This is a genomic window from Pseudomonas paraversuta (assembly GCF_904067025.1).
GTDB classification, from domain to species: Bacteria; Pseudomonadota; Gammaproteobacteria; order Pseudomonadales; family Pseudomonadaceae; genus Aquipseudomonas; species Aquipseudomonas paraversuta.
In genome coordinates this window covers 524,107-549,493 of sequence record NZ_CAJFDA010000001.1, presented here as the reverse complement: position 1 = coordinate 549,493, position 25,387 = coordinate 524,107, and the positions used below count along the sequence as shown (strand labels likewise).

The 25,387-nt window shown below is 54.1% G+C and carries 32 protein-coding genes; all 32 read right to left on the bottom strand.

Annotation, left to right across the window (positions count from 1 at the left end; all coding sequences use genetic code 11):
* The 32 genes from rpmD to secE all read right to left on the bottom strand — a co-directional run bounded on the left by rpmD (position 1) and on the right by secE (position 25,342).
* A complete protein-coding gene (gene rpmD, locus JQ848_RS02640; protein WP_003444363.1) occupies positions 1-177 on the bottom strand; it encodes a 50S ribosomal protein L30 in 177 nt (58 codons plus the stop codon).
* Positions 178-179: 2 nt separating this feature from the next.
* Positions 180-680: a 30S ribosomal protein S5 gene (gene rpsE, locus JQ848_RS02635; RefSeq protein ID WP_003186035.1), complete on the bottom strand. Its 501-nt coding sequence runs from the start codon at positions 678-680 to the stop codon at positions 180-182.
* A gap of 3 nt (positions 681-683) precedes the next feature.
* Positions 684-1,034, bottom strand: coding sequence for a 50S ribosomal protein L18 (gene rplR, locus JQ848_RS02630; protein WP_003444364.1), 351 nt, complete (start codon positions 1,032-1,034; stop codon positions 684-686).
* Between the two features lie 10 nt (positions 1,035-1,044).
* Positions 1,045-1,578, bottom strand: coding sequence for a 50S ribosomal protein L6 (gene rplF, locus JQ848_RS02625; protein ID WP_003444365.1), 534 nt, complete (start codon positions 1,576-1,578; stop codon positions 1,045-1,047).
* A gap of 12 nt (positions 1,579-1,590) precedes the next feature.
* The gene (rpsH, locus tag JQ848_RS02620; RefSeq protein WP_003444366.1) at positions 1,591-1,983 is read right to left on the bottom strand and encodes a 30S ribosomal protein S8; all 393 of its coding nucleotides are present in this window, start codon (positions 1,981-1,983) and stop codon (positions 1,591-1,593) included.
* 212 nt (positions 1,984-2,195) lie between these two features.
* Positions 2,196-2,501 (bottom strand): 30S ribosomal protein S14, encoded by a 306-nt coding sequence (rpsN, locus tag JQ848_RS02615; RefSeq protein ID WP_003444367.1) that lies wholly within the window; start codon positions 2,499-2,501, stop codon positions 2,196-2,198.
* Positions 2,502-2,514: 13 nt separating this feature from the next.
* Positions 2,515-3,054: a 50S ribosomal protein L5 gene (gene rplE / locus JQ848_RS02610; RefSeq protein WP_003444368.1), complete on the bottom strand. Its 540-nt coding sequence runs from the start codon at positions 3,052-3,054 to the stop codon at positions 2,515-2,517.
* Positions 3,055-3,076: 22 nt separating this feature from the next.
* Positions 3,077-3,391, bottom strand: coding sequence for a 50S ribosomal protein L24 (gene rplX, locus JQ848_RS02605; RefSeq protein WP_003444369.1), 315 nt, complete (start codon positions 3,389-3,391; stop codon positions 3,077-3,079).
* 11 nt (positions 3,392-3,402) lie between these two features.
* Positions 3,403-3,771: a 50S ribosomal protein L14 gene (gene rplN, locus JQ848_RS02600; protein WP_002555479.1), complete on the bottom strand. Its 369-nt coding sequence runs from the start codon at positions 3,769-3,771 to the stop codon at positions 3,403-3,405.
* A 23-nt stretch (positions 3,772-3,794) separates the two neighbouring features.
* The gene (gene rpsQ / locus JQ848_RS02595; protein ID WP_003444370.1) at positions 3,795-4,061 is read right to left on the bottom strand and encodes a 30S ribosomal protein S17; all 267 of its coding nucleotides are present in this window, start codon (positions 4,059-4,061) and stop codon (positions 3,795-3,797) included.
* A 2-nt stretch (positions 4,062-4,063) separates the two neighbouring features.
* The gene (rpmC, locus tag JQ848_RS02590; RefSeq protein WP_003444371.1) at positions 4,064-4,255 is read right to left on the bottom strand and encodes a 50S ribosomal protein L29; all 192 of its coding nucleotides are present in this window, start codon (positions 4,253-4,255) and stop codon (positions 4,064-4,066) included.
* Positions 4,255-4,668 carry a 50S ribosomal protein L16 gene (rplP, locus tag JQ848_RS02585; RefSeq protein WP_003444372.1) on the bottom strand — a complete coding sequence of 138 codons (414 nt, stop codon included), beginning with the start codon at positions 4,666-4,668 and terminating at the stop codon, positions 4,255-4,257. Before rplP ends, rpmC begins: the two co-directional genes overlap by 1 nt.
* Positions 4,669-4,680: 12 nt before the next feature.
* A complete protein-coding gene (gene rpsC / locus JQ848_RS02580; protein WP_003176422.1) occupies positions 4,681-5,367 on the bottom strand; it encodes a 30S ribosomal protein S3 in 687 nt (228 codons plus the stop codon).
* A gap of 13 nt (positions 5,368-5,380) precedes the next feature.
* Complete coding sequence (gene rplV, locus JQ848_RS02575; protein WP_003444373.1) at positions 5,381-5,713, bottom strand: 50S ribosomal protein L22; 333 nt, start codon at positions 5,711-5,713, stop codon at positions 5,381-5,383.
* Positions 5,714-5,726: 13 nt separating this feature from the next.
* The gene (rpsS, locus tag JQ848_RS02570) at positions 5,727-6,002 is read right to left on the bottom strand and encodes a 30S ribosomal protein S19 (RefSeq protein ID WP_003232420.1); all 276 of its coding nucleotides are present in this window, start codon (positions 6,000-6,002) and stop codon (positions 5,727-5,729) included.
* Positions 6,003-6,018: 16 nt separating this feature from the next.
* Positions 6,019-6,843 (bottom strand): 50S ribosomal protein L2, encoded by an 825-nt coding sequence (gene rplB, locus JQ848_RS02565; RefSeq protein WP_003444374.1) that lies wholly within the window; start codon positions 6,841-6,843, stop codon positions 6,019-6,021.
* 14 nt (positions 6,844-6,857) lie between these two features.
* On the bottom strand, positions 6,858-7,157 hold the full coding sequence (gene rplW / locus JQ848_RS02560) for a 50S ribosomal protein L23 (protein ID WP_003444375.1): 300 nt from the start codon (positions 7,155-7,157) through the stop codon (positions 6,858-6,860).
* Entirely contained in the window at positions 7,154-7,756 is a 603-nt protein-coding gene (rplD, locus tag JQ848_RS02555) for a 50S ribosomal protein L4 (RefSeq protein ID WP_003444376.1), read from the bottom strand. Before rplD ends, rplW begins: the two co-directional genes overlap by 4 nt.
* Positions 7,757-7,768: 12 nt before the next feature.
* Complete coding sequence (gene rplC / locus JQ848_RS02550) at positions 7,769-8,404, bottom strand: 50S ribosomal protein L3 (protein WP_003444377.1); 636 nt, start codon at positions 8,402-8,404, stop codon at positions 7,769-7,771.
* An 81-nt stretch (positions 8,405-8,485) separates the two neighbouring features.
* Positions 8,486-8,797 (bottom strand): 30S ribosomal protein S10, encoded by a 312-nt coding sequence (gene rpsJ / locus JQ848_RS02545; protein WP_003186070.1) that lies wholly within the window; start codon positions 8,795-8,797, stop codon positions 8,486-8,488.
* A gap of 143 nt (positions 8,798-8,940) precedes the next feature.
* Positions 8,941-10,134: an elongation factor Tu gene (gene tuf, locus JQ848_RS02540; RefSeq protein WP_003444379.1), complete on the bottom strand. Its 1,194-nt coding sequence runs from the start codon at positions 10,132-10,134 to the stop codon at positions 8,941-8,943.
* Positions 10,135-10,169: 35 nt separating this feature from the next.
* Entirely contained in the window at positions 10,170-12,275 is a 2,106-nt protein-coding gene (gene fusA, locus JQ848_RS02535) for an elongation factor G (protein WP_003444381.1), read from the bottom strand.
* Positions 12,276-12,305: 30 nt separating this feature from the next.
* Positions 12,306-12,776: a 30S ribosomal protein S7 gene (gene rpsG, locus JQ848_RS02530; RefSeq protein WP_003444383.1), complete on the bottom strand. Its 471-nt coding sequence runs from the start codon at positions 12,774-12,776 to the stop codon at positions 12,306-12,308.
* A gap of 123 nt (positions 12,777-12,899) precedes the next feature.
* Positions 12,900-13,271 (bottom strand): 30S ribosomal protein S12, encoded by a 372-nt coding sequence (gene rpsL / locus JQ848_RS02525; protein WP_002555494.1) that lies wholly within the window; start codon positions 13,269-13,271, stop codon positions 12,900-12,902.
* 216 nt (positions 13,272-13,487) lie between these two features.
* On the bottom strand, positions 13,488-17,687 hold the full coding sequence (rpoC, locus tag JQ848_RS02520) for a DNA-directed RNA polymerase subunit beta' (protein ID WP_127196857.1): 4,200 nt from the start codon (positions 17,685-17,687) through the stop codon (positions 13,488-13,490).
* A 64-nt stretch (positions 17,688-17,751) separates the two neighbouring features.
* Positions 17,752-21,825 (bottom strand): DNA-directed RNA polymerase subunit beta, encoded by a 4,074-nt coding sequence (rpoB, locus tag JQ848_RS02515; protein ID WP_003444388.1) that lies wholly within the window; start codon positions 21,823-21,825, stop codon positions 17,752-17,754.
* A 220-nt stretch (positions 21,826-22,045) separates the two neighbouring features.
* Positions 22,046-22,411: a 50S ribosomal protein L7/L12 gene (gene rplL / locus JQ848_RS02510; protein ID WP_003444390.1), complete on the bottom strand. Its 366-nt coding sequence runs from the start codon at positions 22,409-22,411 to the stop codon at positions 22,046-22,048.
* A gap of 80 nt (positions 22,412-22,491) precedes the next feature.
* Positions 22,492-22,992 (bottom strand): 50S ribosomal protein L10, encoded by a 501-nt coding sequence (gene rplJ / locus JQ848_RS02505; RefSeq protein WP_003444392.1) that lies wholly within the window; start codon positions 22,990-22,992, stop codon positions 22,492-22,494.
* 195 nt (positions 22,993-23,187) lie between these two features.
* Entirely contained in the window at positions 23,188-23,883 is a 696-nt protein-coding gene (rplA, locus tag JQ848_RS02500) for a 50S ribosomal protein L1 (RefSeq protein WP_003444394.1), read from the bottom strand.
* Positions 23,883-24,314: a 50S ribosomal protein L11 gene (gene rplK, locus JQ848_RS02495; RefSeq protein WP_003444395.1), complete on the bottom strand. Its 432-nt coding sequence runs from the start codon at positions 24,312-24,314 to the stop codon at positions 23,883-23,885. The genes rplA and rplK overlap by 1 nt, the downstream gene beginning before the upstream one ends.
* Positions 24,315-24,430: 116 nt before the next feature.
* A complete protein-coding gene (gene nusG / locus JQ848_RS02490; RefSeq protein WP_003444397.1) occupies positions 24,431-24,964 on the bottom strand; it encodes a transcription termination/antitermination protein NusG in 534 nt (177 codons plus the stop codon).
* A 9-nt stretch (positions 24,965-24,973) separates the two neighbouring features.
* Entirely contained in the window at positions 24,974-25,342 is a 369-nt protein-coding gene (gene secE, locus JQ848_RS02485) for a preprotein translocase subunit SecE (RefSeq protein WP_003444399.1), read from the bottom strand.
* Positions 25,343-25,387 lie beyond the last annotated feature (45 nt).

The following is a 25,387-nucleotide window of genomic DNA, read 5'->3' as shown; positions in this document are numbered from 1 at the left end:
TTAACCCTCTACACGCAGCATGTAGTAAGCCTTGTTGATCATCCCGCGATTCTCGGGAGTATCAAGTACTTCTACAGTGTGACCGATGCGACGCAGACCCAGACCCTTAATGCACAATTTGTGATTAGGGATGCGGCCGGTCATGCTTTTGATCAGCGTTACTTTAACGGTAGCCATGATCAGAAGATCTCCTTAACGCTTTTGCCACGCTTAGCGGCAATAGACTCAGGAGACTGCATAGCCTTCAAACCCTTGAAAGTGGCGTGAACCACGTTTACCGGGTTAGTCGAGCCGTAGCACTTGGCCAGAACGTTCTGAACGCCAGCAACTTCGAGGACAGCACGCATAGCGCCGCCAGCGATGATACCGGTACCTTCAGAAGCAGGCTGCATGTACACCTTCGAAGCGCCATGAGCGGACTTCATTGCGTACTGCAGAGTTGTGCCGTTCAGGTCAACTTGGATCATGTTGCGGCGAGCAGCTTCCATTGCCTTCTGGATCGCAGCAGGCACTTCACGTGACTTGCCACGGCCGAAGCCAACGCGCCCTTTACCATCACCAACCACGGTCAACGCGGTGAAAGTGAAGATACGGCCGCCTTTAACGGTTTTGGCTACGCGGTTAACTTGAACCAGCTTCTCAATGTAGCCTTCGTCGCGCTTTTGGTCGTTATTTGACATAACTTAGAACTCCAGCCCAGCTTCACGAGCAGCCTCAGCCAGCGCTTTCACGCGGCCGTGGTACTTGAAGCCAGAGCGGTCGAAAGCCACCTGCGAGACGCCAGCGGCTTTTGCACGCGTAGCGACCAGCTGGCCAACCTTTGTGGCCGCGTCGATGTTGCCAGTAGCAGCATCACGCAGTTCTTTGTCCAAAGTCGAGGCACTTGCCAGGACTTTGCTGCCGTCGGCCGAGATGACCTGGGCGTATATATGCTGCGACGAGCGGAACACGCAGAGACGCACGACTTCGAGTTCGTGCATTTTCAGACGTGCTTTGCGAGCGCGACGCAGGCGAGTAACTTTTTTGTCGGTCATTTGCTATGCCCTACTTCTTCTTGGCTTCTTTACGACGGACGACTTCGTCCGCGTAACGTACACCCTTACCTTTATAAGGCTCTGGCGGACGGAAACCGCGGATCTCAGCGGCCACCTGACCTACCAGCTGCTTATCAATACCCCGGATCAGGATATCGGTTTGGCTAGGAGTCTCAGCGGTGATGCCTTCCGGCAGTTCGTAATCCACTGGGTGCGAGAAGCCAAGAGCCAGGTTCAGCACTGTGCCTTTTGCTTGCGCTTTGTAACCAACACCGACCAGCTGGAGCTTGCGCTCGAAGCCTTGGCTTACGCCTTGGACCATGTTGTTTACCAACGCACGAGTGGTACCAGCCATTGCGCGAGTTTGTTGATCGCCATTGCGAGCAGCGAAACGCAGCTCACCAGCTTCTTCAACGATCTCAACGGACGAATGGATGTTCAGTTCTAGAGTGCCCTTGGCACCCTTCACCGAAAGCTGTTGGCCGGCGAATTTTACTTCGACACCAGCTGGCAGCTTAACGGGGTTCTTAGCGACGCGTGACATGCTTATCCCCCCTTAGAACACAGTGCAAAGAACTTCGCCGCCGACACCGGCAGCGCGCGCAGCACGATCCGTCATCACACCTTTGCTGGTGGAGACGATAGACACACCAAGACCGCCACGAACTTTCGGCAGATCTTCGGAGGACTTGTACTGACGCAGGCCTGGACGGCTAACGCGCTTCACTTCTTCGATAACCGAACGGCCTTCGAAGTATTTCAGCTCGATAGACAGCAGTGGTTTGATTTCGCTGCTGATCTGATAATCCGCGATGTAACCTTCGTCTTTGAGAACTTTGGCTACAGCTACCTTCAACGTGGAAGATGGCATGCTTACGACGGACTTTTCAGCCATCTGGGCATTACGGATTCGAGTTAGCATGTCCGCTAACGGGTCCTGCATACTCATGGGCTAGACGCTCCTGTTACAAAAATAATTAGCCTCGCGGCTACATCTGTCGCCGAGTGACTCAATGCTTAAAAAGCACGGGCTCAGGCGAGCCGGTCATTCTAGACACACGCCAGAAATGAATCAAGCCCCAATAGGGGCTTGATTCATATTCAAGGTCACCGACTGTCAGGATCTTGCGATCCTGACAGTGACAACTTTGCCTGTACGCCTTACCAGCTGGCTTTAACCAGACCTGGTACGTCACCGCGCATTGCTGCTTCACGCAATTTGTTACGGCCAAGGCCGAACTTGCGGTAAACACCATGCGGACGACCAGTCAGGCGGCAGCGGTTACGCATGCGCGCAGCGCTTGCGTCACGTGGCTGCTTCTGCAGAGCTACCTGAGCTTCCCAACGTGCTTCTGGACTTGCGTTCAGATCCACGATGATGGCTTTCAGTGCTGCACGCTTCTTGGCGAACTTGGCAACCGTGAGCTGACGCTTCAGCTCGCGGTTTTTCATGCTCATCTTGGCCATTTTCCTACTCCAATCAGTTGCGGAACGGGAATTTGAAAGCACGCAACAAGGCGCGACCTTCATCATCTGTCCGAGCAGTGGTGGTCAGGGTAATGTCCAGACCGCGAAGGGCATCGATCTTGTCGTAGTCGATTTCCGGGAAGATGATCTGCTCTTTCACGCCCATGCTGTAGTTACCACGACCATCGAAGGACTTGGCATTCAGGCCGCGGAAGTCGCGTACCCGAGGCAGGGAGATCGACAGCAGACGATCCAGGAATTCGTACATACGCTCACGGCGCAGAGTAACTTTAACGCCGATCGGCCAGCCTTCGCGAACTTTAAAGCCTGCGATGGACTTGCGAGCGTAGGTCACAACACATTTTTGACCCGTGATCTTTTCCAAATCAGCTACAGCGTGCTCGATGATTTTCTTATCACCGATCGCTTCGCCCAAACCCATGTTCAGGGTGATTTTGGTAACGCGCGGAACTTCCATCACGTTCGAAAGCTTAAGTTCTTCCTTAAGTTTCGGAGCGATTTCCTTCCGGTAAATCTCTTTTAGTCGTGCCATGGTCTTATCTACCTAGCAGTGTTCAAGCATCAACCGCTTTTTGGGTCGACTTGAAGACACGAATTTTCTTGCCTTCTTCTACTTTGAAACCAACGCGGTCAGCCTTGTTGGTTTCGCCGTTGAAGATGGCGACGTTAGAAGCGTCCAGTGGAGCTTCTTTTTCGACGATACCGCCTTGCACGCCCGACATAGGGTTAGGCTTGGTATGACGCTTAACCAGGTTCAGACCGCCAATAACCAAACGGTTGTTAGCGAGAACCTTAAGCACCTTACCGCGCTTACCTTTGTCTTTGCCGGCGATCACGATGATCTCGTCGTCACGACGAATCTTTTGCATGTCGGATCTCCTTACAGCACTTCTGGGGCGAGCGAGACGATCTTCATGAACTTCTCAGTACGAAGTTCACGGGTCACTGGCCCAAAGATACGGGTGCCGATCGGCTCTTGCTTGTTGTTCAGAAGAACAGCAGCGTTGCCATCAAAGCGGATAATGGAGCCATCAGCACGACGTACGCCGTGACGAGTGCGGACTACAACAGCAGTCATCACTTGGCCTTTTTTCACTTTACCGCGAGGAATTGCTTCCTTCACGGTAACTTTGATGATGTCACCGATACCAGCGTAACGACGATGGGAGCCACCCAGCACCTTGATGCACATAACGCGGCGTGCGCCGCTGTTATCGGCCACATCGAGCATGGATTGAGTCTGAATCATATAATTTCTCCGACCCCTAGTCCTTAGACTTCCACAGCGCGTTCGAGAATATCAACCAATGCCCAAGACTTGGTCTTGGCCAGCGGACGAGTTTCACGAATAGTGACCTTGTCGCCGATGTGGCACTGATTGGTTTCGTCGTGCGCGTGCAGCTTAGTCGAACGCTTAACATATTTACCGTAGATCGGGTGCTTAACGCGACGCTCGATCAGTACGGTGATGGTCTTGTCCATCTTGTCGCTGACAACACGGCCAGTCAGCGTACGGACAGTTTTTTCGGCTTCAGCCATGATTACTTACCTGCCTGCTGTTTGAGCACAGTCTTCACGCGAGCGATGTCACGCTTAACTTGCGAGAGCAGATGCGACTGCCCCAACTGGCCAGTTGCTTTCTGCATGCGCAGATTGAACTGGTCGCGCAGCAAGCCGAGCAGTTGCTCGTTCAGCTGCTGTGCGGATTTTTCACGAAGTTCATTCGCTTTCATCACATCACCGTCCGTTTAACAAAGGAGGTGGCGAGCGGCAGCTTTGCAGCAGCCAGGGCGAAAGCCTCACGCGCCAGCTCTTCAGTAACACCCTCGATTTCATACAGGACTTTGCCTGGCTGAATCTGGGCAACCCAATATTCCACGTTACCCTTACCTTTACCCATCCGAACTTCGAGTGGCTTTTTGGTTACAGGCTTGTCCGGGAATACACGGATCCAGATCTTACCGCCACGCTTAACGTGACGGGTCAGTGCACGACGCGCTGATTCGATCTGACGAGCGGTGAGACGACCACGAGCAACAGACTTCAGCGCATATTCGCCGAAGCTGACTTTGCTACCGCGCAATGCCAAGCCACGGTTGTGGCCTGTCATCTGCTTGCGGAACTTCGTACGCTTAGGTTGTAACATTTGGCGTACCCCTTACTTAGCAGCTTTTTTACGAGGCGCTGGTGCTTGTGGCTTCAGTTCTTCTTGGCGACCACCAATTACTTCGCCTTTGAAGATCCAAACCTTTACACCGATCACACCGTAAGTGGTGTGAGCTTCGTAGTTGGCATAGTCGATGTCGGCACGCAGGGTGTGCAGTGGCACACGACCTTCGCGATACCATTCAGTACGTGCGATTTCAGCACCGCCGAGACGACCGCTCACTTGGATTTTGATGCCTTTGGCACCAATGCGCATAGCGTTCTGTACAGCGCGTTTCATCGCGCGACGGAACATTACACGACGCTCCAGCTGCTGAGCTACGCTCTGCGCAACCAGCATACCGTCGAGTTCCGGCTTGCGGATCTCTTCGATATTGATGTGCACAGGCACACCCATTTGCTTGGTCAGGTCCTGACGCAGTTTCTCAACATCTTCACCTTTCTTCCCGATAACGATACCAGGACGAGCAGTGTGGATGGTGATACGTGCAGTCTGAGCCGGACGATGGATATCGATACGGCTTACGGACGCGCTTTTTAGTTTGTCTTGGAGGTATTCACGCACCTTCAGATCAGCGAACAAATAGTCCGCATAAGTCCGGCCGTCTGCGTACCAGACGGAGGTGTGCTCCTTGACGATTCCCAGGCGAATGCCAATGGGATGTACTTTCTGACCCATCTCTTCGACTCCGTTACTTGTCAGCAACCTTGACAGTGATATGGCAAGACCGCTTGACGATGCGATCAGCGCGGCCTTTGGCACGCGGCATGATGCGCTTCAGCGAACGCCCTTCGTTGACGAAAACGGTAGCGACTTTAAGGTCGTCAACGTCTGCGCCTTCGTTATGCTCGGCGTTGGCTACGGCCGACTCCAGCACTTTCTTGATGATCTCGGCGGCTTTCTTGTTGCTGAAAGCCAACAGGTTGAGCGCTTCGCCCACCTTCTTCCCGCGGATCTGGTCGGCGACCAAGCGGGCTTTCTGGGCGGAGATTCGAGCGCCCGACAACTTAGCGGCTACTTCCATCGTTCCTTACCCCTTAACGCTTGGCTTTCTTGTCTGCCACGTGCCCACGATAAGTGCGGGTACCGGCAAACTCGCCTAGTTTATGGCCAACCATGTCTTCGTTCACAAGAACTGGGACATGAAGACGACCGTTATGCACAGCGATGGTCAGACCGACCATTTGTGGCAGGATCATAGAACGGCGCGACCAGGTTTTCACCGGTTTGCGATCGTTCTTTTCCGCCGCCACTTCGATCTTCTTCAGTAGGTGAAGATCAATAAAAGGACCTTTTTTCAGAGAACGTGGCACTGTCGTATCCCTCTATTTACTTGCGACGACGGACGATCATTTTGTCGGTACGCTTATTACCACGAGTCTTCGCGCCCTTAGTCGGGAAGCCCCATGGCGATACCGGATGACGACCACCAGAGGTACGACCTTCACCACCACCATGTGGGTGGTCAACCGGGTTCATGGCAACACCACGAACGGTTGGGCGAACGCCACGCCAGCGTTTGGCACCAGCTTTACCCAGGGAACGCAGGCTGTGCTCGGAGTTCGAGACTTCGCCAAGCGTTGCACGGCATTCAGCCAATACTTTACGCATTTCACCAGAGCGCAGACGCAGGGTCACATAGACACCATCACGAGCGACCAGCTGAGCCGAAGCACCAGCGGAACGTGCGATTTGCGCGCCTTTACCCGGCTTCAATTCGATGCCGTGTACGGTGCTACCAACTGGAATGTTGCGCAGTTGCAGAGCGTTGCCCGGCTTGATCGGTGCCAAAGCACCTGCGATCAGCTGGTCACCGGCACTCACGCCTTTAGGGGCGATGATGTAGCGGCGCTCGCCGTCTGCGTACAACATAAGAGCAATGTGAGCAGTACGGTTTGGATCGTATTCGATACGCTCAACAGTGGCTGGAATGCCATCTTTGTCGTTGCGACGGAAGTCGACCAAACGATAATGCTGCTTATGACCACCACCGATGTGACGCGTGGTAATACGGCCATTGTTGTTACGACCACCAGTCTTCGATTTCTTCTCGAGCAGCGGTGCGTGAGGAGCGCCTTTATGCAGCTCCTGGTTGACCACCTTGACCACATGACGGCGGCCAGGGGAAGTCGGTTTGCATTTAACGATTGCCATGATGCACCCCTTCCTTACTCAGCACTGCTGCTGAAATCGAGATCTTGGCCTGGCTGAAGGGAGATTACTGCCTTCTTCCAGTCATTACGCTTGCCCACGCCGCGAGCGGTGCGCTTGCTTTTACCCAGAACATTCAGGGTAGTAACACGCTCAACTTTCACGCTGAACAGGCTTTCGACGGCCTTCTTGATTTCCAGCTTGGTTGCATCAGTAGCAACCTTGAAAACGAACTGGCCTTTCTTGTCTGCCAGAACCGTAGCCTTCTCGGAAACGTGCGGGCCAAGCAGAACTTTAAATACGCGTTCCTGGTTCATCCCAGCAGCTCCTCGAATTTCTTCACGGCCGACACGGTGATCAACACCTTGTCGTATGCGATCAGACTAACTGGATCGGAACCTTGCACGTCACGTACATCAACGTGTGGCAGGTTGCGAGCAGCCAGGTACAGGTTCTGATCAACAACTTCGGACACGATCAGGACGTCTGTCAGACCCATGCCATTCAGTTTGTTCAGCAGATCTTTGGTCTTCGGTGCTTCAACTGCGAAGTCCTGAACCACGATCAGACGATCAGTACGAACCAGTTCAGCAAGGATGGAACGCATTGCTGCGCGGTACATCTTCTTGTTGAGCTTCTGAGAGTGATCCTGTGGACGAGCTGCGAAAGTGGTACCGCCGCCACGCCAGATTGGGCTACGGATAGTACCGGCACGAGCACGGCCAGTACCTTTCTGACGCCATGGGCGCTTACCGCCACCACGAACATCGGAACGGGTCTTTTGCTGCTTGCTACCTTGACGGCCGCCGGCCATGTAGGCCACGACTGCTTGGTGAACCAGCGTCTCGTTGAACTCGCCGCCAAATGTCAGTTCGGAAACTTCGATCGCTTGAGCGTCATTTACGTTTAATTGCATGTCAGCTTCCCCTTAACCGCGAGCCTTGGCCGCCGGACGTACAACCAGGTTGCCGCCAGTAGCGCCAGGAACAGCACCTTTGACCAACAACAGATTGCGTTCAGCGTCGACGCGCACTACTTCGAGGGACTGCACGGTCACGCGCTCAGCGCCCATATGACCGGACATTTTTTTGCCCTTGAATACACGACCAGGAGTCTGGCACTGGCCAATAGAGCCCGGGACGCGGTGGGAAACGGAGTTACCGTGAGTGTTATCTTGGCCACGGAAATTCCAACGCTTGATCGTACCCTGGAAGCCTTTACCTTTGGACTGACCGGTCACATCGACCATCTGACCTGCGGTGAAGATTTCAGCGTTGATCAGATCGCCTGCCTGGTACTCGCCTTCTTCAAGGCGGAATTCCATTACGGTACGACCAGCTGCAACGTTTGCTTTAGCGAAGTGACCCGCTTGAGCAGCAGTTACACGCGAAGCGCGACGCTCGCCGACAGTGACTTGCACTGCACGATAGCCATCGGTTTCTTCAGTTTTGAACTGGGTGACGCGATTCGGTTCGATCTCAATGACCGTGACCGGAATGGAGACACCTTCTTCGGTGAAAATACGGGTCATACCGCATTTACGACCGACTACACCAATAGTCATGTTGTAAACCTCATGAGTGTACGGGGCTTTCACCCGCTATGGCCGCCCATTTCAGAGCGTTACACGACTAAGACCCAAGTCTTAGCCGAGGCTGATCTGCACTTCCACACCGGCCGCAAGATCAAGCTTCATAAGTGCATCAACGGTTTTATCCGTTGGCTGGACGATGTCCAGTACGCGCTTATGAGTACGGATCTCGTACTGGTCACGCGCGTCTTTGTTGACGTGCGGGGAGACCAGAACGGTGAACCGCTCTTTACGGGTAGGCAGTGGAATTGGACCACGCACTTGAGCACCAGTACGTTTCGCGGTTTCCACGATTTCCTGGGTTGATTGGTCGATCAGGCGATGGTCAAAAGCCTTCAACCTGATACGGATTTGCTGATTTTGCATTGGATTTCAGACTCCAGATTGCTATTCCCACCGAGCGCAATACGCCCGTTAAAAGGAGGCGCAATTCTATAGACGACCCCAGTAGGTGTCAACTCAATAAAAAAAGCCCCCGCTGAGCGGGGGCTTTTTCAGGCAATCATCACTTACGCGATGATTTTGGCTACAACGCCAGCGCCAACGGTACGACCGCCTTCACGGATTGCGAAACGCAGACCGTCTTCCATTGCGATGGTTTTGATCAGGGTGACAACCATTTTGATGTTGTCGCCTGGCATTACCATTTCAACGCCTTCCGGCAGTTCGCAGTTACCGGTCACGTCAGTGGTCCGGAAGTAGAACTGTGGACGGTAGCCTTTGAAGAACGGAGTGTGACGACCGCCTTCTTCTTTGCTCAACACGTACACTTCAGCTTCGAAGGTAGTGTGTGGCTTAACCGAACCCGGCTTAACCAGAACCTGACCACGCTCTACGTCGTCACGCTTGGTGCCGCGCAGCAGCACGCCGCAGTTCTCGCCAGCACGACCTTCGTCGAGCAGCTTACGGAACATTTCAACGCCGGTGCAGGTGGTAACAGTAGTGTCACGCAGACCAACGATTTCCAGCGGATCTTGAACGCGAACGATACCGCGCTCGATACGACCGGTTACAACAGTACCGCGACCCGAAATCGAGAATACGTCTTCGATTGGCATCAGGAACGGCTTGTCGATAACACGAACTGGATCCGGAATGTAAGTATCCAGAGTTTCAACCAGTTTACGAACGGCAGTGGTGCCCATTTCGTTGTCGTCTTTGCCTTCCAGCGCCATACGAGCAGAACCGATGATGATCGGAGTGTCGTCGCCCGGGAAGTCGTAAGTGCTCAGCAGATCGCGCACTTCCATCTCAACCAGTTCCAGCAGCTCAGCGTCGTCTACCAGGTCAGCCTTGTTCAGGAAGACCACGATGTACGGAACGCCAACCTGACGGGACAGCAGGATGTGCTCACGAGTTTGTGGCATCGGACCATCAGCGGCCGAACAAACCAGGATCGCGCCGTCCATCTGGGCAGCACCGGTGATCATGTTCTTCACATAGTCAGCGTGACCTGGGCAGTCAACGTGAGCGTAGTGACGGATCAGCGAGTTGTATTCAACGTGCGCAGTGTTGATGGTGATACCACGAGCTTTTTCTTCTGGCGCGCTGTCGATTTTATCGAAGTCAACGATGGCCGAACCGAAAATCTCGGAGCAAACACGAGTCAGAGCTGCGGTCAGCGTGGTTTTACCATGGTCAACGTGACCGATAGTGCCAACGTTGACGTGCGGTAGGGAACGATCAAATTTTTCTTTAGCCACGACAATTAACTCCTTGCCTAAAGGACTGAACTAAATCAGCCTTGTTTTTTAGTAACAGCTTCGACGATGTGCGACGGAGCTGTATCGTATTTTTTGAATTCCATAGAGTAGCTTGCGCGACCCTGAGACATGGAACGAACGTCGGTCGCATAACCGAACATTTCACCCAACGGAACTTCAGCACGAATTACTTTGCCGGAGACCGTATCTTCCATACCCTGGATCATGCCGCGACGACGATTCAAGTCGCCCATCACGTCACCCATATAGTCTTCAGGTGTAACAACCTCTACCGCCATGATCGGCTCAAGCAACTCACCGCCGCCTTTGGAGGCCAGTTGCTTGGTAGCCATGGAAGCAGCCACCTTAAACGCCATCTCGTTGGAGTCGACGTCGTGGTAAGAACCATCAAACACGGTAGCCTTCAGGCCGATCAGCGGATAGCCGGCAACAACACCGTTCTTCATCTGCTCTTCGATACCCTTCTGGATAGCCGGGATGTATTCCTTAGGAACCACACCACCTACCACTTCGTTCACGAATTGCAGACCTTCCTGACCTTCGTCAGCAGGAGCAAAACGGATCCAGCAGTGACCAAACTGGCCACGACCGCCGGACTGACGAACGAACTTGCCTTCGATCTCACAGCTCTTCGTGATGCGCTCACGATACGAAACCTGAGGCTTACCGATGTTGGCTTCGACGTTGAACTCACGGCGCATCCGGTCAACCAGGATGTCCAAGTGCAGCTCGCCCATGCCAGAAATGATCGTTTGACCAGTTTCTTCATCAGTTTTTACGCGGAAAGATGGATCTTCCTGAGCAAGTTTGCCCAGAGCGACACCCATTTTTTCCTGGTCATCTTTGGTCTTTGGCTCAACGGCAACCGAAATAACCGGCTCCGGGAAGTCCATACGAACCAGGATGATTGGCTTGTCAGCGTTGCACAAGGTTTCACCAGTGGTGACGTCCTTCATGCCGATCAAGGCCGCGATGTCACCAGCGCGTACTTCCTTGATCTCTTCACGGGCGTTTGCGTGCATTTGCACCATACGACCCACGCGCTCTTTCTTGCCTTTAACCGAGTTGATTACGCCGTCGCCGGAGTTCAACACGCCCGAGTAAACTCGAACGAAGGTCAAGGTACCCACGAATGGGTCGGTAGCGATCTTGAACGCCAGAGCCGAGAACGGCTCGCTGTCGTCTGCATGACGCTCCAGTTCGATAGTCTCGTCATCCGGGTCAGTACCCTTGATGGCAGGAATATCGGTAGGTGCAGGCAGGAAGTCGATAACGGCGTCGAGAACCAGGGGAACACCCTTGTTCTTGAAGGAAGAACCGCAAACAGCCAAGACGATCTCACCAGCGATAGTACGCTGACGCAGAGCAGCCTTGATTTCTTCGATGGTGAATTCTTCACCTTCGAGGTACTTGTTCATCAGCTCTTCATTGGCTTCGGCAGCAGCCTGAACCATGTTGTCGCGCCATTCGTCAGCCAGTTCCTGCAGTTCAGCAGGGATAGGCTTACGAACAGGAACCATACCTTTGTCAGCATCGTTCCAGTAAACAGCTTCCATGTTGATCAGATCAATCTGACCCTGGAAGTTGTCTTCAGAACCGATAGCCAGCTGGATTGGAACCGGAGTGTGACCAAGACGCTTCTTGATCTGCTCAATCACGCGCAGGAAGTTAGCACCGGCACGGTCCATCTTGTTTACGTAAACAAGACGCGGAACGCCGTATTTGTTGGCTTGACGCCATACGGTTTCCGACTGAGGTTCAACACCCGAAGTACCGCAGAACACAACAACCGCGCCATCGAGTACACGCAGGGAACGTTCAACTTCAATAGTGAAGTCAACGTGGCCCGGGGTATCGATTACGTTGAAGCGATGCTCGTCTTTGTACTGCTTGGCAGAACCTTTCCAGAAGGCGGTAATAGCAGCAGAAGTAATGGTAATACCACGCTCCTGCTCCTGAACCATCCAGTCTGTGGTCGCGGCGCCATCATGCACCTCGCCCATCTTGTGACTTTTGCCAGTGTAAAAAAGGACGCGCTCGGTGGTGGTGGTTTTACCAGCATCCACGTGAGCAACGATACCAATGTTACGGTAGCGGTTAATCGGTGTAGTACGAGCCATAAAGCCCTCGCAAAATGAGTAGCGCTGAAATTAGAAGCGGTAGTGCGAGAAAGCTTTGTTAGCTTCAGCCATACGGTGCACGTCTTCACGCTTCTTAACTGCTGCGCCCTTGCCTTCAGCAGCATCCAACAGTTCGCCAGCCAAGCGCAGAGCCATAGACTTCTCGCCGCGCTTGCGGGCGAAGTCTACCAACCAGCGCATTGCCAGGGCGTTACGACGGGACGGGCGAACTTCGACCGGAACCTGGTAAGTAGCACCGCCTACACGGCGCGACTTCACTTCGACCAGCGGAGCGATGGCGTCGAGAGCTTTCTCGAAGATTTCCAGGGGATCGCTGTTCTTGCGTTCTTTAACCTTGTCCAGCGCGCCATAAACGATACGCTCGGCAACGGCTTTCTTGCCGCTTTCCATCACGTGGTTCATGAACTTGGCCAGGATTTGGCTTCCGTATTTTGGATCGTCAAGCACATCGCGCTTGGCTGCTACGCGTCTTCTTGGCATGGATAAGCCCTCAAACGGTCTTCAGGTTAGCTCGGAACCATTACACCCAGAGGATGCACGTCCGACCTTACTCTTATCGACTCAGAAAAAAAGAAATCTGCATTATTTACAAGCGACCGAAAACTACTTCGGCTTCTTGGTACCGTACTTCGAACGACCCTGGTTACGACCTTTAACACCGGAAGTATCCAACGAACCGCGAACGGTGTGATAACGAACACCTGGCAAGTCTTTTACACGACCGCCACGAATCAGTACCACGCTGTGTTCTTGCAGGTTGTGACCTTCACCACCGATGTACGAGGAAACCTCGAAACCGTTGGTCAGGCGCACACGGCATACTTTACGCAGTGCCGAGTTAGGTTTTTTCGGCGTAGTTGTATACACACGGGTGCATACGCCACGACGTTGCGGGCAGTTTTGCAGCGCAGGCACGTCGGATTTCTCGACGATACGCTTACGCGGCTGACGTACCAGCTGGTTGATAGTTGCCATCTACTAGCTCCACTGTTGTCTTGCGACGCTATTGTCTTGCAAGAAAAGCAAAATGGCAGGAACGAATTCCCGCCAAATTTAGGGGTACAAGAGTCTAAAGAGGATCTTGTCCCCAGTCAAGGCAAGGCCCCGACCTTCCCACTCATCTAACCAAGACAAAATGTCTCGATTCGATGAACGGAACGACCGGGGCCTACCTTTCAATCAGCTCAGAACTCAGTTACCGCTCGAGTTCAGTGCTTCGGTCAGTGCAGCTTCCACTTCACTGGCGCTTACGCGCAACGGTTTGTCAGCCTCACGACGACGCTTGCGCTCGCTGTGGTATGCCAGACCGGTACCAGCCGGGATCAAACGACCCACGACCACGTTTTCTTTCAGGCCGCGCAGGTAATCGCGCTTGCCGGTTACCGCTGCTTCGGTCAGTACGCGGGTAGTCTCTTGGAAAGAGGCCGCGGAGATGAACGATTCAGTCGACAACGACGCCTTGGTGATACCCAACAGAACGCGAGTGAACTTGGACACGAACTTGTCTTCGTTGCCCAGGCGCTCGTTCTCGACCAGTACATGCGTCAACTCCATCTGGTCGCCCTTGATGAAGGTGGAATCGCCAGACTCGGCAATCTCAACTTTACGCAGCATCTGACGCAGAATGGTCTCGATGTGCTTGTCGTTGATTTTTACGCCTTGCAGACGGTAAACGTCTTGAATTTCGTTAACGATGTACTTGGCCAGCGCACTCACACCCAGCAAACGCAGGATGTCGTGTGGATCGCTCGGACCGTCGGAGATAACTTCGCCGCGGTTCACTTGTTCGCCTTCGAAGACGTTCAGGTGACGCCACTTTGGAATCAGCTCTTCGTACGGATCAGTACCGTCGTTCGGAGTAATGACCAGACGGCGCTTGCCCTTGGTCTCTTTACCGAACGCGATGGTGCCGCTGACTTCAGCCAGAATCGAGGCTTCTTTCGGACGACGGGCTTCGAACAAGTCAGCAACCCGTGGCAGACCACCGGTGATGTCTCGAGTTTTCGAAGTTTCTTGCGGAATACGAGCGATAACGTCACCGATCGCGATTTCCGCACCATCCGCTACACCGACCAGGGCGTTCGCCGGCAGGAAGTACTGAGCCGGTACGTCAGTACCTGGCAACAGCAGATCCTTGCCATCAACACCAACCATCTTGACGGCTGGACGGATGTCCTTGCCGGCAGCTGGACGGTCTTTGGCATCAAGTACTTCAATGTTGGTCATACCGGTCAATTCGTCAGTCTGACGCTTGATCGTGATGCCTTCTTCCATGCCCACGTAGGTCACGGTACCTTTCATTTCGGTAACGATTGGGTGAGTGTGCGGATCCCACTTGGCTACGATAGAGCCAGCGTCGACCTTGTCACCTTCTTTAACCGAAATCACGGCACCGTACGGCAGCTTGTAGCGCTCGCGCTCACGACCGTAGTCATCAGCGATTGCCAGCTCACCGGAACGGGATACTGCTACCAGGCAACCATCTACCCGCTCAACGTGCTTCAGGTTGTGCAGACGGACAGTACCGCCATTCTTCACCTGAACGCTGTCAGCAGCAGAGGTCCGGCTAGCCGCACCACCGATGTGGAACGTACGCATGGTCAGCTGTGTACCCGGCTCACCGATCGACTGGGCAGCGATTACGCCGACAGCTTCACCGATGTTCACCTGGTGACCACGGGCCAGATCGCGACCGTAGCACTTGGCACAGATACCGAAGCGGGTTTCGCAGCTGATTGGCGAGCGTACGATTACTTCGTCGATGCTGTTCAGCTCGATGAATTCAACCCACTTCTCGTCGACCAGGGTGCCAGCAGGAACGATGATTTCATCGGTACCCGGCTTGAATACGTCACGGGCGATTACTCGACCCAGTACGCGTTCACCCAACGGCTCAACAACGTCACCGCCTTCAATGTGCGGAGTCATCAGCAGACCGTGTTCGGTCCCGCAGTCGACTTCAGTCACAACCAGATCCTGCGCAACGTCTACCAGACGACGCGTCAAGTAACCGGAGTTAGCAGTTTTCAAGGCGGTATCCGCCAGACCCTTACGAGCACCGTGAGTAGAGATGAAGTACTGAAGTACGCTCAAACCTTCACGGAAGTTCGCAGTAATCGGCGTTTCGATGATGGAGCCATCCGGCTTGGCCATCAGACCACGCATACCGGCCAGCTGACGGATCTGCGCTGCAGAACCCCGTGCGCCGGAGTCGGCCATCATGTACATCGAGTTGAACGACTCTTGCTCAACCTCAACGCCGTGACGGTCAATAACCTTCTCTTTCGAGAGGTTCGACATCATTGCCTTGGAGACTTCGTCGTTAGCTTTCGACCAAAGGTCGATTACTTTGTTGTACTTCTCGCCCTGTGTTACCAGGCCCGAGGCGTACTGACTTTCGATCTCTTTCACTTCATCGGTTGCAGCCGCGATGATGCGGGCTTTTTCATCCGGGATAACGAAGTCGTTAACACCGATGGAAACGCCGGAAATGGTCGAGTAAGCAAAACCGGTGTACATCAACTGGTCAGCGAAAATCACGGTCTCTTTCAAACCAACCACGCGGTAGCACTGGTTGATCAGCTTGGAGATCGCCTTTTTCTTCATCGGCAGGTTGACGACATCGTACGACAGACCTTTTGGCACAACCTGGTACAACAAGGCACGGCCGACAGTGGTGTCGACAATACGAACGTTGCTCACGCTGCCGCCGTCACGGTCGTTGACGGTTTCGTGGATACGCACTTTGACCTTGGCGTGCAGTGCGGCTTCGCCGGCACGGAACACACGGTCAACTTCCTGCAGATCCGCGAACACACGACCTTCGCCTTTGGCGTTGATCGCTTCACGCGTCATGTAGTACAGACCCAATACAACGTCCTGCGACGGAACGATGATTGGCTCACCGTTGGCTGGCGACAGAATGTTGTTGGTCGACATCATCAACGCACGCGCTTCCAGCTGGGCTTCCAGCGTCAGCGGTACGTGCACGGCCATTTGGTCGCCGTCGAAGTCGGCGTTGTACGCAGCACAGACCAACGGGTGCAGCTGGATAGCCTTACCTTCGATCAGTACCGGTTCAAACGCCTGGATACCCAGACGGTGAAGGGTCGGTGCACGGTTGAGGAGAACCGGGTGTTCGCGAATGACTTCTGCGAGAACGTCCCAAACCTCTGGCAATTCGCGCTCAACCATTTTCTTGGCGGCTTTGATGGTGGTCGCGAGACCGCGCATTTCAAGCTTGCCGAAGATGAACGGCTTGAACAGCTCGAGAGCCATTTTTTTCGGCAGACCGCACTGGTGCAGACGCAGGGTCGGACCTACGGTAATTACCGAACGACCCGAGTAGTCAACACGCTTACCGAGCAAGTTCTGACGGAAACGACCCTGCTTACCCTTGATCATGTCAGCCAGGGATTTCAGAGGACGCTTGTTGGAACCGGTGATAGCGCGGCCACGACGGCCGTTGTCGAGCAATGCGTCGACCGCTTCTTGCAACATACGCTTTTCGTTACGCACGATGATGTCCGGAGCGGACAGATCAAGCAGGCGCTTCAAGCGGTTGTTACGGTTGATCACTCGACGATACAGATCGTTGAGGTCGGAAGTCGCGAAACGACCACCATCCAGCGGAACCAAAGGACGCAGATCTGGCGGCAGAACCGGCAGAACGGTCAGTACCATCCACTCCGGAAGGTTGCCGGAGCCCAGGAAGGCTTCCATCAACTTCAGGCGCTTGGACAGTTTCTTGATTTTGGTTTCGGAGTTGGTTTGCGGAATCTCTTCGCGCAGACGGCCAATCTCGTGTTCCAGATCGATAGCGTGCAGCAGTTCACGGACAGCTTCAGCACCCATACGGGCATCAAAGTCGTCGCCGAACTCTTCCAGCGCTTCGAAGTACTGCTCATCGTTCAGCAGCTGACCTTTTTCCAGAGTGGTCATGCCCGGATCGATAACGACATAGCTCTCGAAGTAGAGAACGCGTTCGATATCACGCAGGGTCATGTCCATCAGCAAGCCGATACGGGACGGCAGCGATTTCAGGAACCAGATGTGAGCAACCGGCGATGCCAGTTCAATGTGAGCCATGCGCTCGCGACGGACCTTGGCCAGTGCGACTTCAACGCCACACTTCTCACAGATCACACCGCGGTGCTTCAAGCGCTTGTACTTACCGCACAGGCACTCGTAATCCTTAACCGGGCCAAAGATTTTGGCGCAGAACAGGCCGTCACGCTCAGGCTTGAACGTACGATAGTTGATGGTTTCCGGCTTTTTAACTTCACCGAACGACCACGAACGGATCATCTCAGGCGATGCCAATCCAATACGGATGGCGTCGAACTCTTCGACTTGACCCTGGTTTTTCAGCAAATTCAGTAGGTCTTTCAAGGCCTTTCCTCCTGGCGGAGCAGAGAGCGGGCAATACCGCCCCACTCTCGATTCACGTCACGTGTTATTCGGTTTCCAGATCGATATCGATGCCGAGGGAACGAATTTCTTTGATCAACACGTTAAAGGACTCGGGCATGCCCGGCTCCATACGGTGATCGCCGTCCACGATGTTTTTGTACATCTTGGTACGACCGTTCACATCATCCGACTTCACTGTGAGCATTTCTTGCAGAGTGTATGCCGCGCCGTAAGCTTCCAGCGCCCAAACCTCCATCTCCCCGAAACGCTGACCACCGAACTGTGCCTTACCACCCAGCGGCTGCTGGGTAACCAAGCTGTAAGAACCGGTAGAACGAGCGTGCATCTTGTCGTCTACCAAGTGGTTCAGCTTCAGCATGTACATGTAGCCAACAGTAACCGGACGTTCAAACTGGTTGCCGGTACGGCCGTCAGTCAGCGTCATCTGGCCGCTGTCCGGCAGATCTGCCAGGCGCAACATTGCCTTGATTTCGCTTTCCTTGGCACCGTCGAACACCGGGGTAGCCATCGGCACACCGCCACGAAGGTTCTTCGCCAGGTCCAGGATTTCCTGGTCGGAGAAGTCATCCAGGCTTTCTTGACGACCGCCAATCTCGTTGTAGATCTCATGCAGGAACTTGCGCAGGTCAGCAACCTTGCGCTGCTCTTCAATCATGAGGTTGATCTTCTCGCCCAAACCTTTGGCTGCGAGGCCCAGGTGAGTTTCGAGAATCTGACCAACGTTCATACGCGAAGGTACGCCCAACGGGTTGAGGACCACATCCACCGGGGTGCCATTGGCATCGTACGGCATGTCTTCAACCGGCATGATCACGGAGACCACACCTTTGTTACCGTGACGACCAGCCATCTTGTCACCCGGCTGGATGCGACGACGGATTGCCAGGTAAACCTTGACGATTTTCAGCACGCCCGGAGCCAGGTCATCGCCCTGCTGCAGTTTGCGCTTCTTGTCTTCGAACTTGTCGTCCAGCAGACGACGGCGATCGATGATGTAAGCCTGGGCTTTTTCAAGCTGCTCGTTCAGAGCATCTTCAGCCATGCGCAGTTTGAACCACTGACCATGCTCAAGACCGTCCAGGACCTCATTGGTGATTTCCTGGCCTTTCTTCAGACCGGCTCCACCTTCGGCAATACGGCCGACCAGTGCAGAGCGCAGACGTTCGAAAGTGGCGCCTTCAACGATGCGGAACTCTTCGTTCAGATCCTTGCGGATCTCGTCCAGCTGGGTCTTCTCGATGGACAGTGCACGAGCATCACGCTCAACGCCGTCGCGAGTGAAGACCTGCACGTCGATGACAGTACCTTTGGTACCGGTAGGTACACGCAGGGAGGTGTCTTTAACGTCGCTGGCTTTTTCACCGAAGATTGCACGCAACAGCTTCTCTTCCGGAGTCAGCTGGGTCTCGCCTTTCGGAGTGACCTTACCTACCAGAATGTCGCCCGCGCCAACTTCAGCACCAACGTAAACGATACCGGCTTCGTCCAGTTTGTTCAGTGCAGCTTCACCCACGTTCGGGATGTCTGCAGTGATCTCTTCAGGCCCAAGCTTGGTGTCACGTGCCACACAGGTCAGTTCCTGGATGTGGATCGTGGTGAAGCGATCTTCTTGAACAACCCGTTCCGACAAGCAGATGGAGTCTTCGAAGTTGTAACCGTTCCAGGCCATGAACGCGATGCGCATGTTCTGACCCAGAGCCAGCTCACCCATATCGGTGGACGGGCCGTCGGCCATGATGTCGCTGCGCTGCACTCGATCACCCTTGCGAACCAGCGGACGCTGGTTAATGCAGGTGTTCTGGTTGGAGCGGGTGTATTTGGTCAGGTTGTAGATGTCGACACCGGCTTCGCCAGTTTCTACTTCGTCATCTGCAACACGTACCACGATACGGCTTGCATCAACGGAGTCGATCACGCCACCACGACGAGCCACGACGCAAACGCCGGAGTCACGGGCTACGTTACGCTCCATGCCGGTACCAACCAGCGGCTTGTCAGCGCGCAGGGTAGGTACAGCTTGACGCTGCATGTTCGAACCCATCAACGCACGGTTGGCGTCATCGTGCTCGAGGAACGGAATCAACGACGCTGCAACCGACACAACCTGCTTCGGCGAAACGTCCATCAGGGTGACGTCTTCCGGCGCCTTGACGGTGAATTCGTTCAAGTGACGAACAGCTACCAGCTCGTCGATCAGGACTTTCTTGTCGTTCATCGTGGCCGAGGCCTGAGCGATCACGTGATCAGCTTCTTCGATGGCGGACAGGAATACGATCTCGTCGGTGACCAGAGCGTCTTTCACCACGCGGTACGGGCTCTCAAGGAAGCCGTACTGGTTGGTGCGCGCATAGGCGGCCAGGGAGTTGATCAGACCGATGTTCGGACCTTCCGGCGTTTCAATCGGGCATACACGACCGTAGTGAGTCGGGTGTACGTCACGAACTTCAAAGCCTGCACGCTCACGCGTCAGACCGCCCGGGCCCAGTGCAGATACACGGCGCTTGTGGGTGATCTCGGACAGCGGGTTGTTCTGGTCCATGAACTGCGAGAGCTGGCTGGAACCGAAGAACTCTTTCACCGCCGCAGCCACTGGCTTGGCGTTGATCAGGTCTTGCGGCATCAGGCCTTCGCTTTCAGCCATCGACAGACGCTCTTTGACCGCGCGTTCAACACGCACCAGGCCAACGCGGAACTGGTTTTCAGCCATTTCGCCTACACAGCGAACACGACGGTTACCCAGGTGGTCGATGTCATCGACGATGCCTTTACCGTTACGGATGTCGACCAGAGTCTTCAGTACCGCGACGATGTCTTCTTTGCACAACACGCCCGAACCTTCGATCTCGGTACGACCGATACGACGGTTGAACTTCATCCGGCCGACCGCAGACAGGTCATAGCGCTCAGGGCTGAAGAACAGGTTGTTGAACAGAGTCTCGGCAGCGTCTTTGGTTGGCGGCTCGCCTGGACGCATCATGCGATAGATTTCGACCAGCGCTTCCAATTGGTTGCTGGTGGAGTCGATCTTCAGAGTGTCGGAGACGAACGGACCGCAGTCGATATCGTTGGTGTACAACGTTTCGATACGAACAACCTGGCTCTTGGCGACTTTCGCCAGAATCTCGGTGGTCAGCTCGGTGTTGCACTCAGCAATGATTTCGCCGGTAGCCGGATGCACGATAGCCTTGGCCGTTGTGCGACCCAGGACATAGTCCAGAGGCATAACGAGCTCTTTGATACCGGCTTTTTCCAGCTGGTTGATGTGACGAGCAGTAATACGACGACCTTGCTCGACAATCACCTTGCCTTTGTCATCGGTAATATCGATGGCCGCAATTTCACCGCGCAGGCGATGAGGTACCAGTTCCAGGCTGATGCTTTCGCCCTGAACGTGGAATACGTTGGTGGTGTAGAACGCGTCCAGCACCTGCTCAGTCGTATAACCCAGCGCGCGCAGCAGTACCGATGCAGGCAGCTTGCGACGACGGTCAATACGGACGAACACGCAGTCTTTCGGATCGAACTCGAAGTCCAACCACGAACCGCGGTAAGGAATGATACGCGCGGAATAAAGCAGTTTACCGGAGCTGTGCGTCTTGCCGCGGTCGTGGTCAAAGAACACGCCCGGGGAACGGTGCAACTGGGAAACGATTACACGCTCGGTACCATTGATTACAAAGGTACCGTTTTCAGTCATCAGGGGGATTTCACCCATGTAGACTTCTTGCTCTTTGATGTCCTTGATCGCTTTGTTCGACGATTCTTTGTCGAAAATGATCAAACGAACTTTTACCCGCAAAGGTACGGCGTAAGTTACACCGCGCAACACGCATTCTTTAACATCAAATGCCGGCTCGCCCAAGCGATAACCGACGTACTCCAGCGCAGCATTGCCGGAGTAGCTGATGATCGGGAAAACGGATTTGAAGGCCGCATGCAGGCCCACGTCGCGGAACTGATCTTTAGTCGCTCCCGCCTGCAAGAATTCACGATACGAATCCAGCTGGATTGCCAAGAGATACGGCACATCCATGACGTCCGGCAACTTGCTAAAGTCCTTGCGGATACGTTTTTTCTCAGTATATGAGTAAGCCATCAGCGTTCCCCAGCTTGGTCACCTGCTTGTTTGGCCTCTCCCGACGGGAGCAGCCAGAAAATCGTGCAAACCCCTTGGTTTGCTCCACCGCACAGGGTGGTTACAGCACGTTAGAGGCGCCGACCCAGTCGGCAGCCAATAACGGAAAAAGGCCGGTGGCAAGAGCCACCAGCCATCAGCCTTCTGCTTAACGCTTGGGCTGGAGACGCAAGGTCGAGGCTTACTTCAGCTCGACTTTAGCGCCTGCTTCTTCCAAGGCAGCCTTGGCTTTGTCAGCTGCGTCTTTCGCAACAGCTTCCAGAACAACGCTAGGAGCGCTGTCTACTACTGCCTTGGCTTCTTTCAAGCCCAGACCAGTCAGCTCGCGAACAGCCTTGATCACGTTAACTTTCTTCTCGCCAGCTTCCAGCAGCATGACGTTGAATTCAGTTTGCTCTTCAACAACAGCAGCGGCAGCAGCAGGACCAGCAGAAGCAGCAGCAGCGGAAACGCCGAATGCTTCTTCCATTGCCTTGATCAGCTCAACGATTTCCAGAACGGATTTCGAACCGATTGCGTCGATGATTTCTTGAGTAGTCAGAGACATGACTATAAATTCCTGTATTGGGGTGACAGCCTAGGCGGCTATCGAAATAAACAATAAACGCTGAAAGGAGTAGCTCAGCCTTAGGCTGCAGCAGCTTCTTTCTGGTCGCGAAGTGCCGCCAGAGTACGAGCCAATTTGCTGGTAGCGCCTTGAATCACGCTCATCAGCTGAGAAATTGCTTCGTCACGGGTCGGCAGACTTGCCAGTACGTCGATCTGATTAGCTGCGAGGAACTTGCCCTCGAACGCAGCTGCCTTGATCTCGAACTTATCCTGACCTTTAGCGAACTCTTTGAACAAACGGGCAGCAGCACCTGGATGTTCGTTGGAGAATGCGATCAAGGTCGGGCCGGTGAACACGTCGTTGAGAACACTGTATTCAGTGTCAGCAACAGCGCGCTTGAGCAGGGTGTTACGTACAACACGTACGTAAACGCCAGCTTCACGAGCCTCTTTACGGAGTCCGGTCATAGCGCCTACTGTCACGCCGCGGGCATCAGCCACAACAGCAGACAGGGCAACTTTGGCAGCCTCGTTGACTTCAGCGACGATGGCCTTCTTGTCTTCGAGTTTAATTGCCACGGGTTTAACTCCTGCTTGTTACCGTTTCATCTGGCCTGAGCCGGATGTCGTTTTGGTGTCTGATTCGGTAAGGAACCGGGAGCACCATCTGCGTAGGCTTGAGGTTTAAGGCTTTCGCCGCCTACGGTCTTGGATAGCCCCCGCCAGGCAGGGACCCCAATCTTTCATTGGCGCGGCAAGCCACGCCAATTTGTCTTACGCGTCCAGAGAACCCTGGTCGATGACCAGGCCCGGGCCCATAGTGGTGCTCAGGGTAACGCGCTTAACGTAAATACCTTTCGAGGAAGCTGGCTTGATACGCTTCAGATCAGCGATCAGGGCTTCAACGTTTTCCTTCAGCTTGACGGCATCAAAGCCGATCTTGCCAACGGAAGTGTGAATGATACCGTTTTTGTCAGTGCGATAACGAACCTGACCAGCTTTTGCGTTCTTAACCGCAGTAGCTACGTCTGGAGTTACAGTACCAACCTTAGGGTTAGGCATCAGACCACGTGGACCAAGAATCTGACCCAGCTGACCTACAACACGCATTGCGTCCGGGGATGCAATAACTACGTCATAGTTCAGGTCGCCGCCTTTCATTTCGGCAGCCAGGTCGTCCATACCAACGCGATCAGCGCCGGCAGCCAAAGCAGCTTCAGCAGCTGGACCCTGGGTGAACACAGCTACACGTACAGTCTTGCCAGTGCCGTGTGGCAGCACAGTAGCGCTACGAACAACCTGGTCAGATTTACGTGGGTCTACGCCCAGGTTAACAGCGATGTCAAAAGACTCGCTGAACTTGACAGTGGACAGCTCAGCCAGCAAAGCAGCAGCGTCTACAAAGTTGTAAGACTTGCCAGCTTCAATTTTACCGGCGATTGCCTTTTGACGCTTAGTCAGCTTAGCCATTACACACCCTCCACGTTAAGGCCCATGCTACGAGCAGAACCGGCGATGGTACGCACGGCTGCTTCCATATCAGCTGCAGTCAGATCCGCGTTTTTGGTTTTCGCGATTTCTTCCAGCTGAGCACGGGTAACAGTGCCAACCTTAACGGTGTTTGGACGAGCGGAACCGCTAGTCAAACCGGCAGCCTTCTTCAGCAGAACCGAAGCAGGAGTCGATTTGGTTTCGAATGTGAAGCTACGGTCGCTGTATACAGTGATGATCACTGGAGTCGGCAGGCCAGCTTCAATACCCTGAGTACGGGCGTTGAAAGCCTTGCAGAATTCCATGATGTTCACACCGTGTTGACCCAAAGCTGGGCCGACAGGTGGGCTTGGGTTGGCCTGAGCGGCCTTCACTTGCAGCTTGATGTAAGCGGTAATCTTCTTGGCCATGAGGCACTCCAATTACGGGTTCAGACGCCTAGAAAGGCTCCCCGGTTACTTGCGCGTTTATCCCAGTGACGACAAAACCCCACAGCCTAAGCCATGGGGTTGGGATTCGTGTTCAGCTAGACCTTTTCGACCTGGCTAAACTCTAGCTCTACCGGAGTAGAGCGACCGAAAATGAGCACTGCCACTTGGATGCGACTCTTTTCGTAGTTAACTTCTTCGACGGTGCCATTGAAATCAGCGAACGGGCCATCGGTGACACGAACAACTTCACCTGGCTCGAACAGTGTTTTCGGCTTGGGCTTGTCGCTACCATCAGCAACACGACGCAGAATTGCTTCTGCCTCTTTATCGGTGATTGGCGCCGGTTTATCGGCGGTACCACCAATGAAGCCCATTACGCGAGGGGTATCCTTGACCAAGTGCCAAGTCCCTTCGCTCATGTCCATTTGTACCAGCACATAGCCAGGGAAGAACTTGCGTTCGCTTTTGCGTTTCTGGCCATTACGCATTTCAACCACTTCTTCAGTGGGAACCAGAATTTCGCCGAAGCCTTCTTCCATGCCTGCCAGCTTAATACGCTCAATCAAAGAGCGCATAACATGCTTTTCGTAACCCGAATAAGCATGCACTACGTACCAACGCTTAGCCACGGGACACCCTTAGCCAACAATCAAGGAAACGAGCCAGCCGAGCAGGGAATCTAAACCCCACAACAGCAACGCCATAACTAGAACAACAGCCACCACGATCAACGTGGTCTGCGTAGTTTCTTGGCGAGTTGGCCATACGACTTTACGAATCTCAGTACGAGCTTCCTTCACCAAGACAGAGAACGACTTGCCTTTTGCCGTCTGCAAGCCCACATAGGCAGCAACAGCAGCAATCACAAGAAGCGCAATGACACGATACAGGATCGGCGAACCAGAATAATACTGATTCCCAACAACGCCAACCACCACAAGAGCAACCACTACAAGCCACTTGAGGAGATCGAAGCGAGAGCCTTGAACTTCAGCCTTGGGAGTCATCTAAGAGGATCCTGTGAAAAGAAAGCCAGACGCAATGAGCGAATC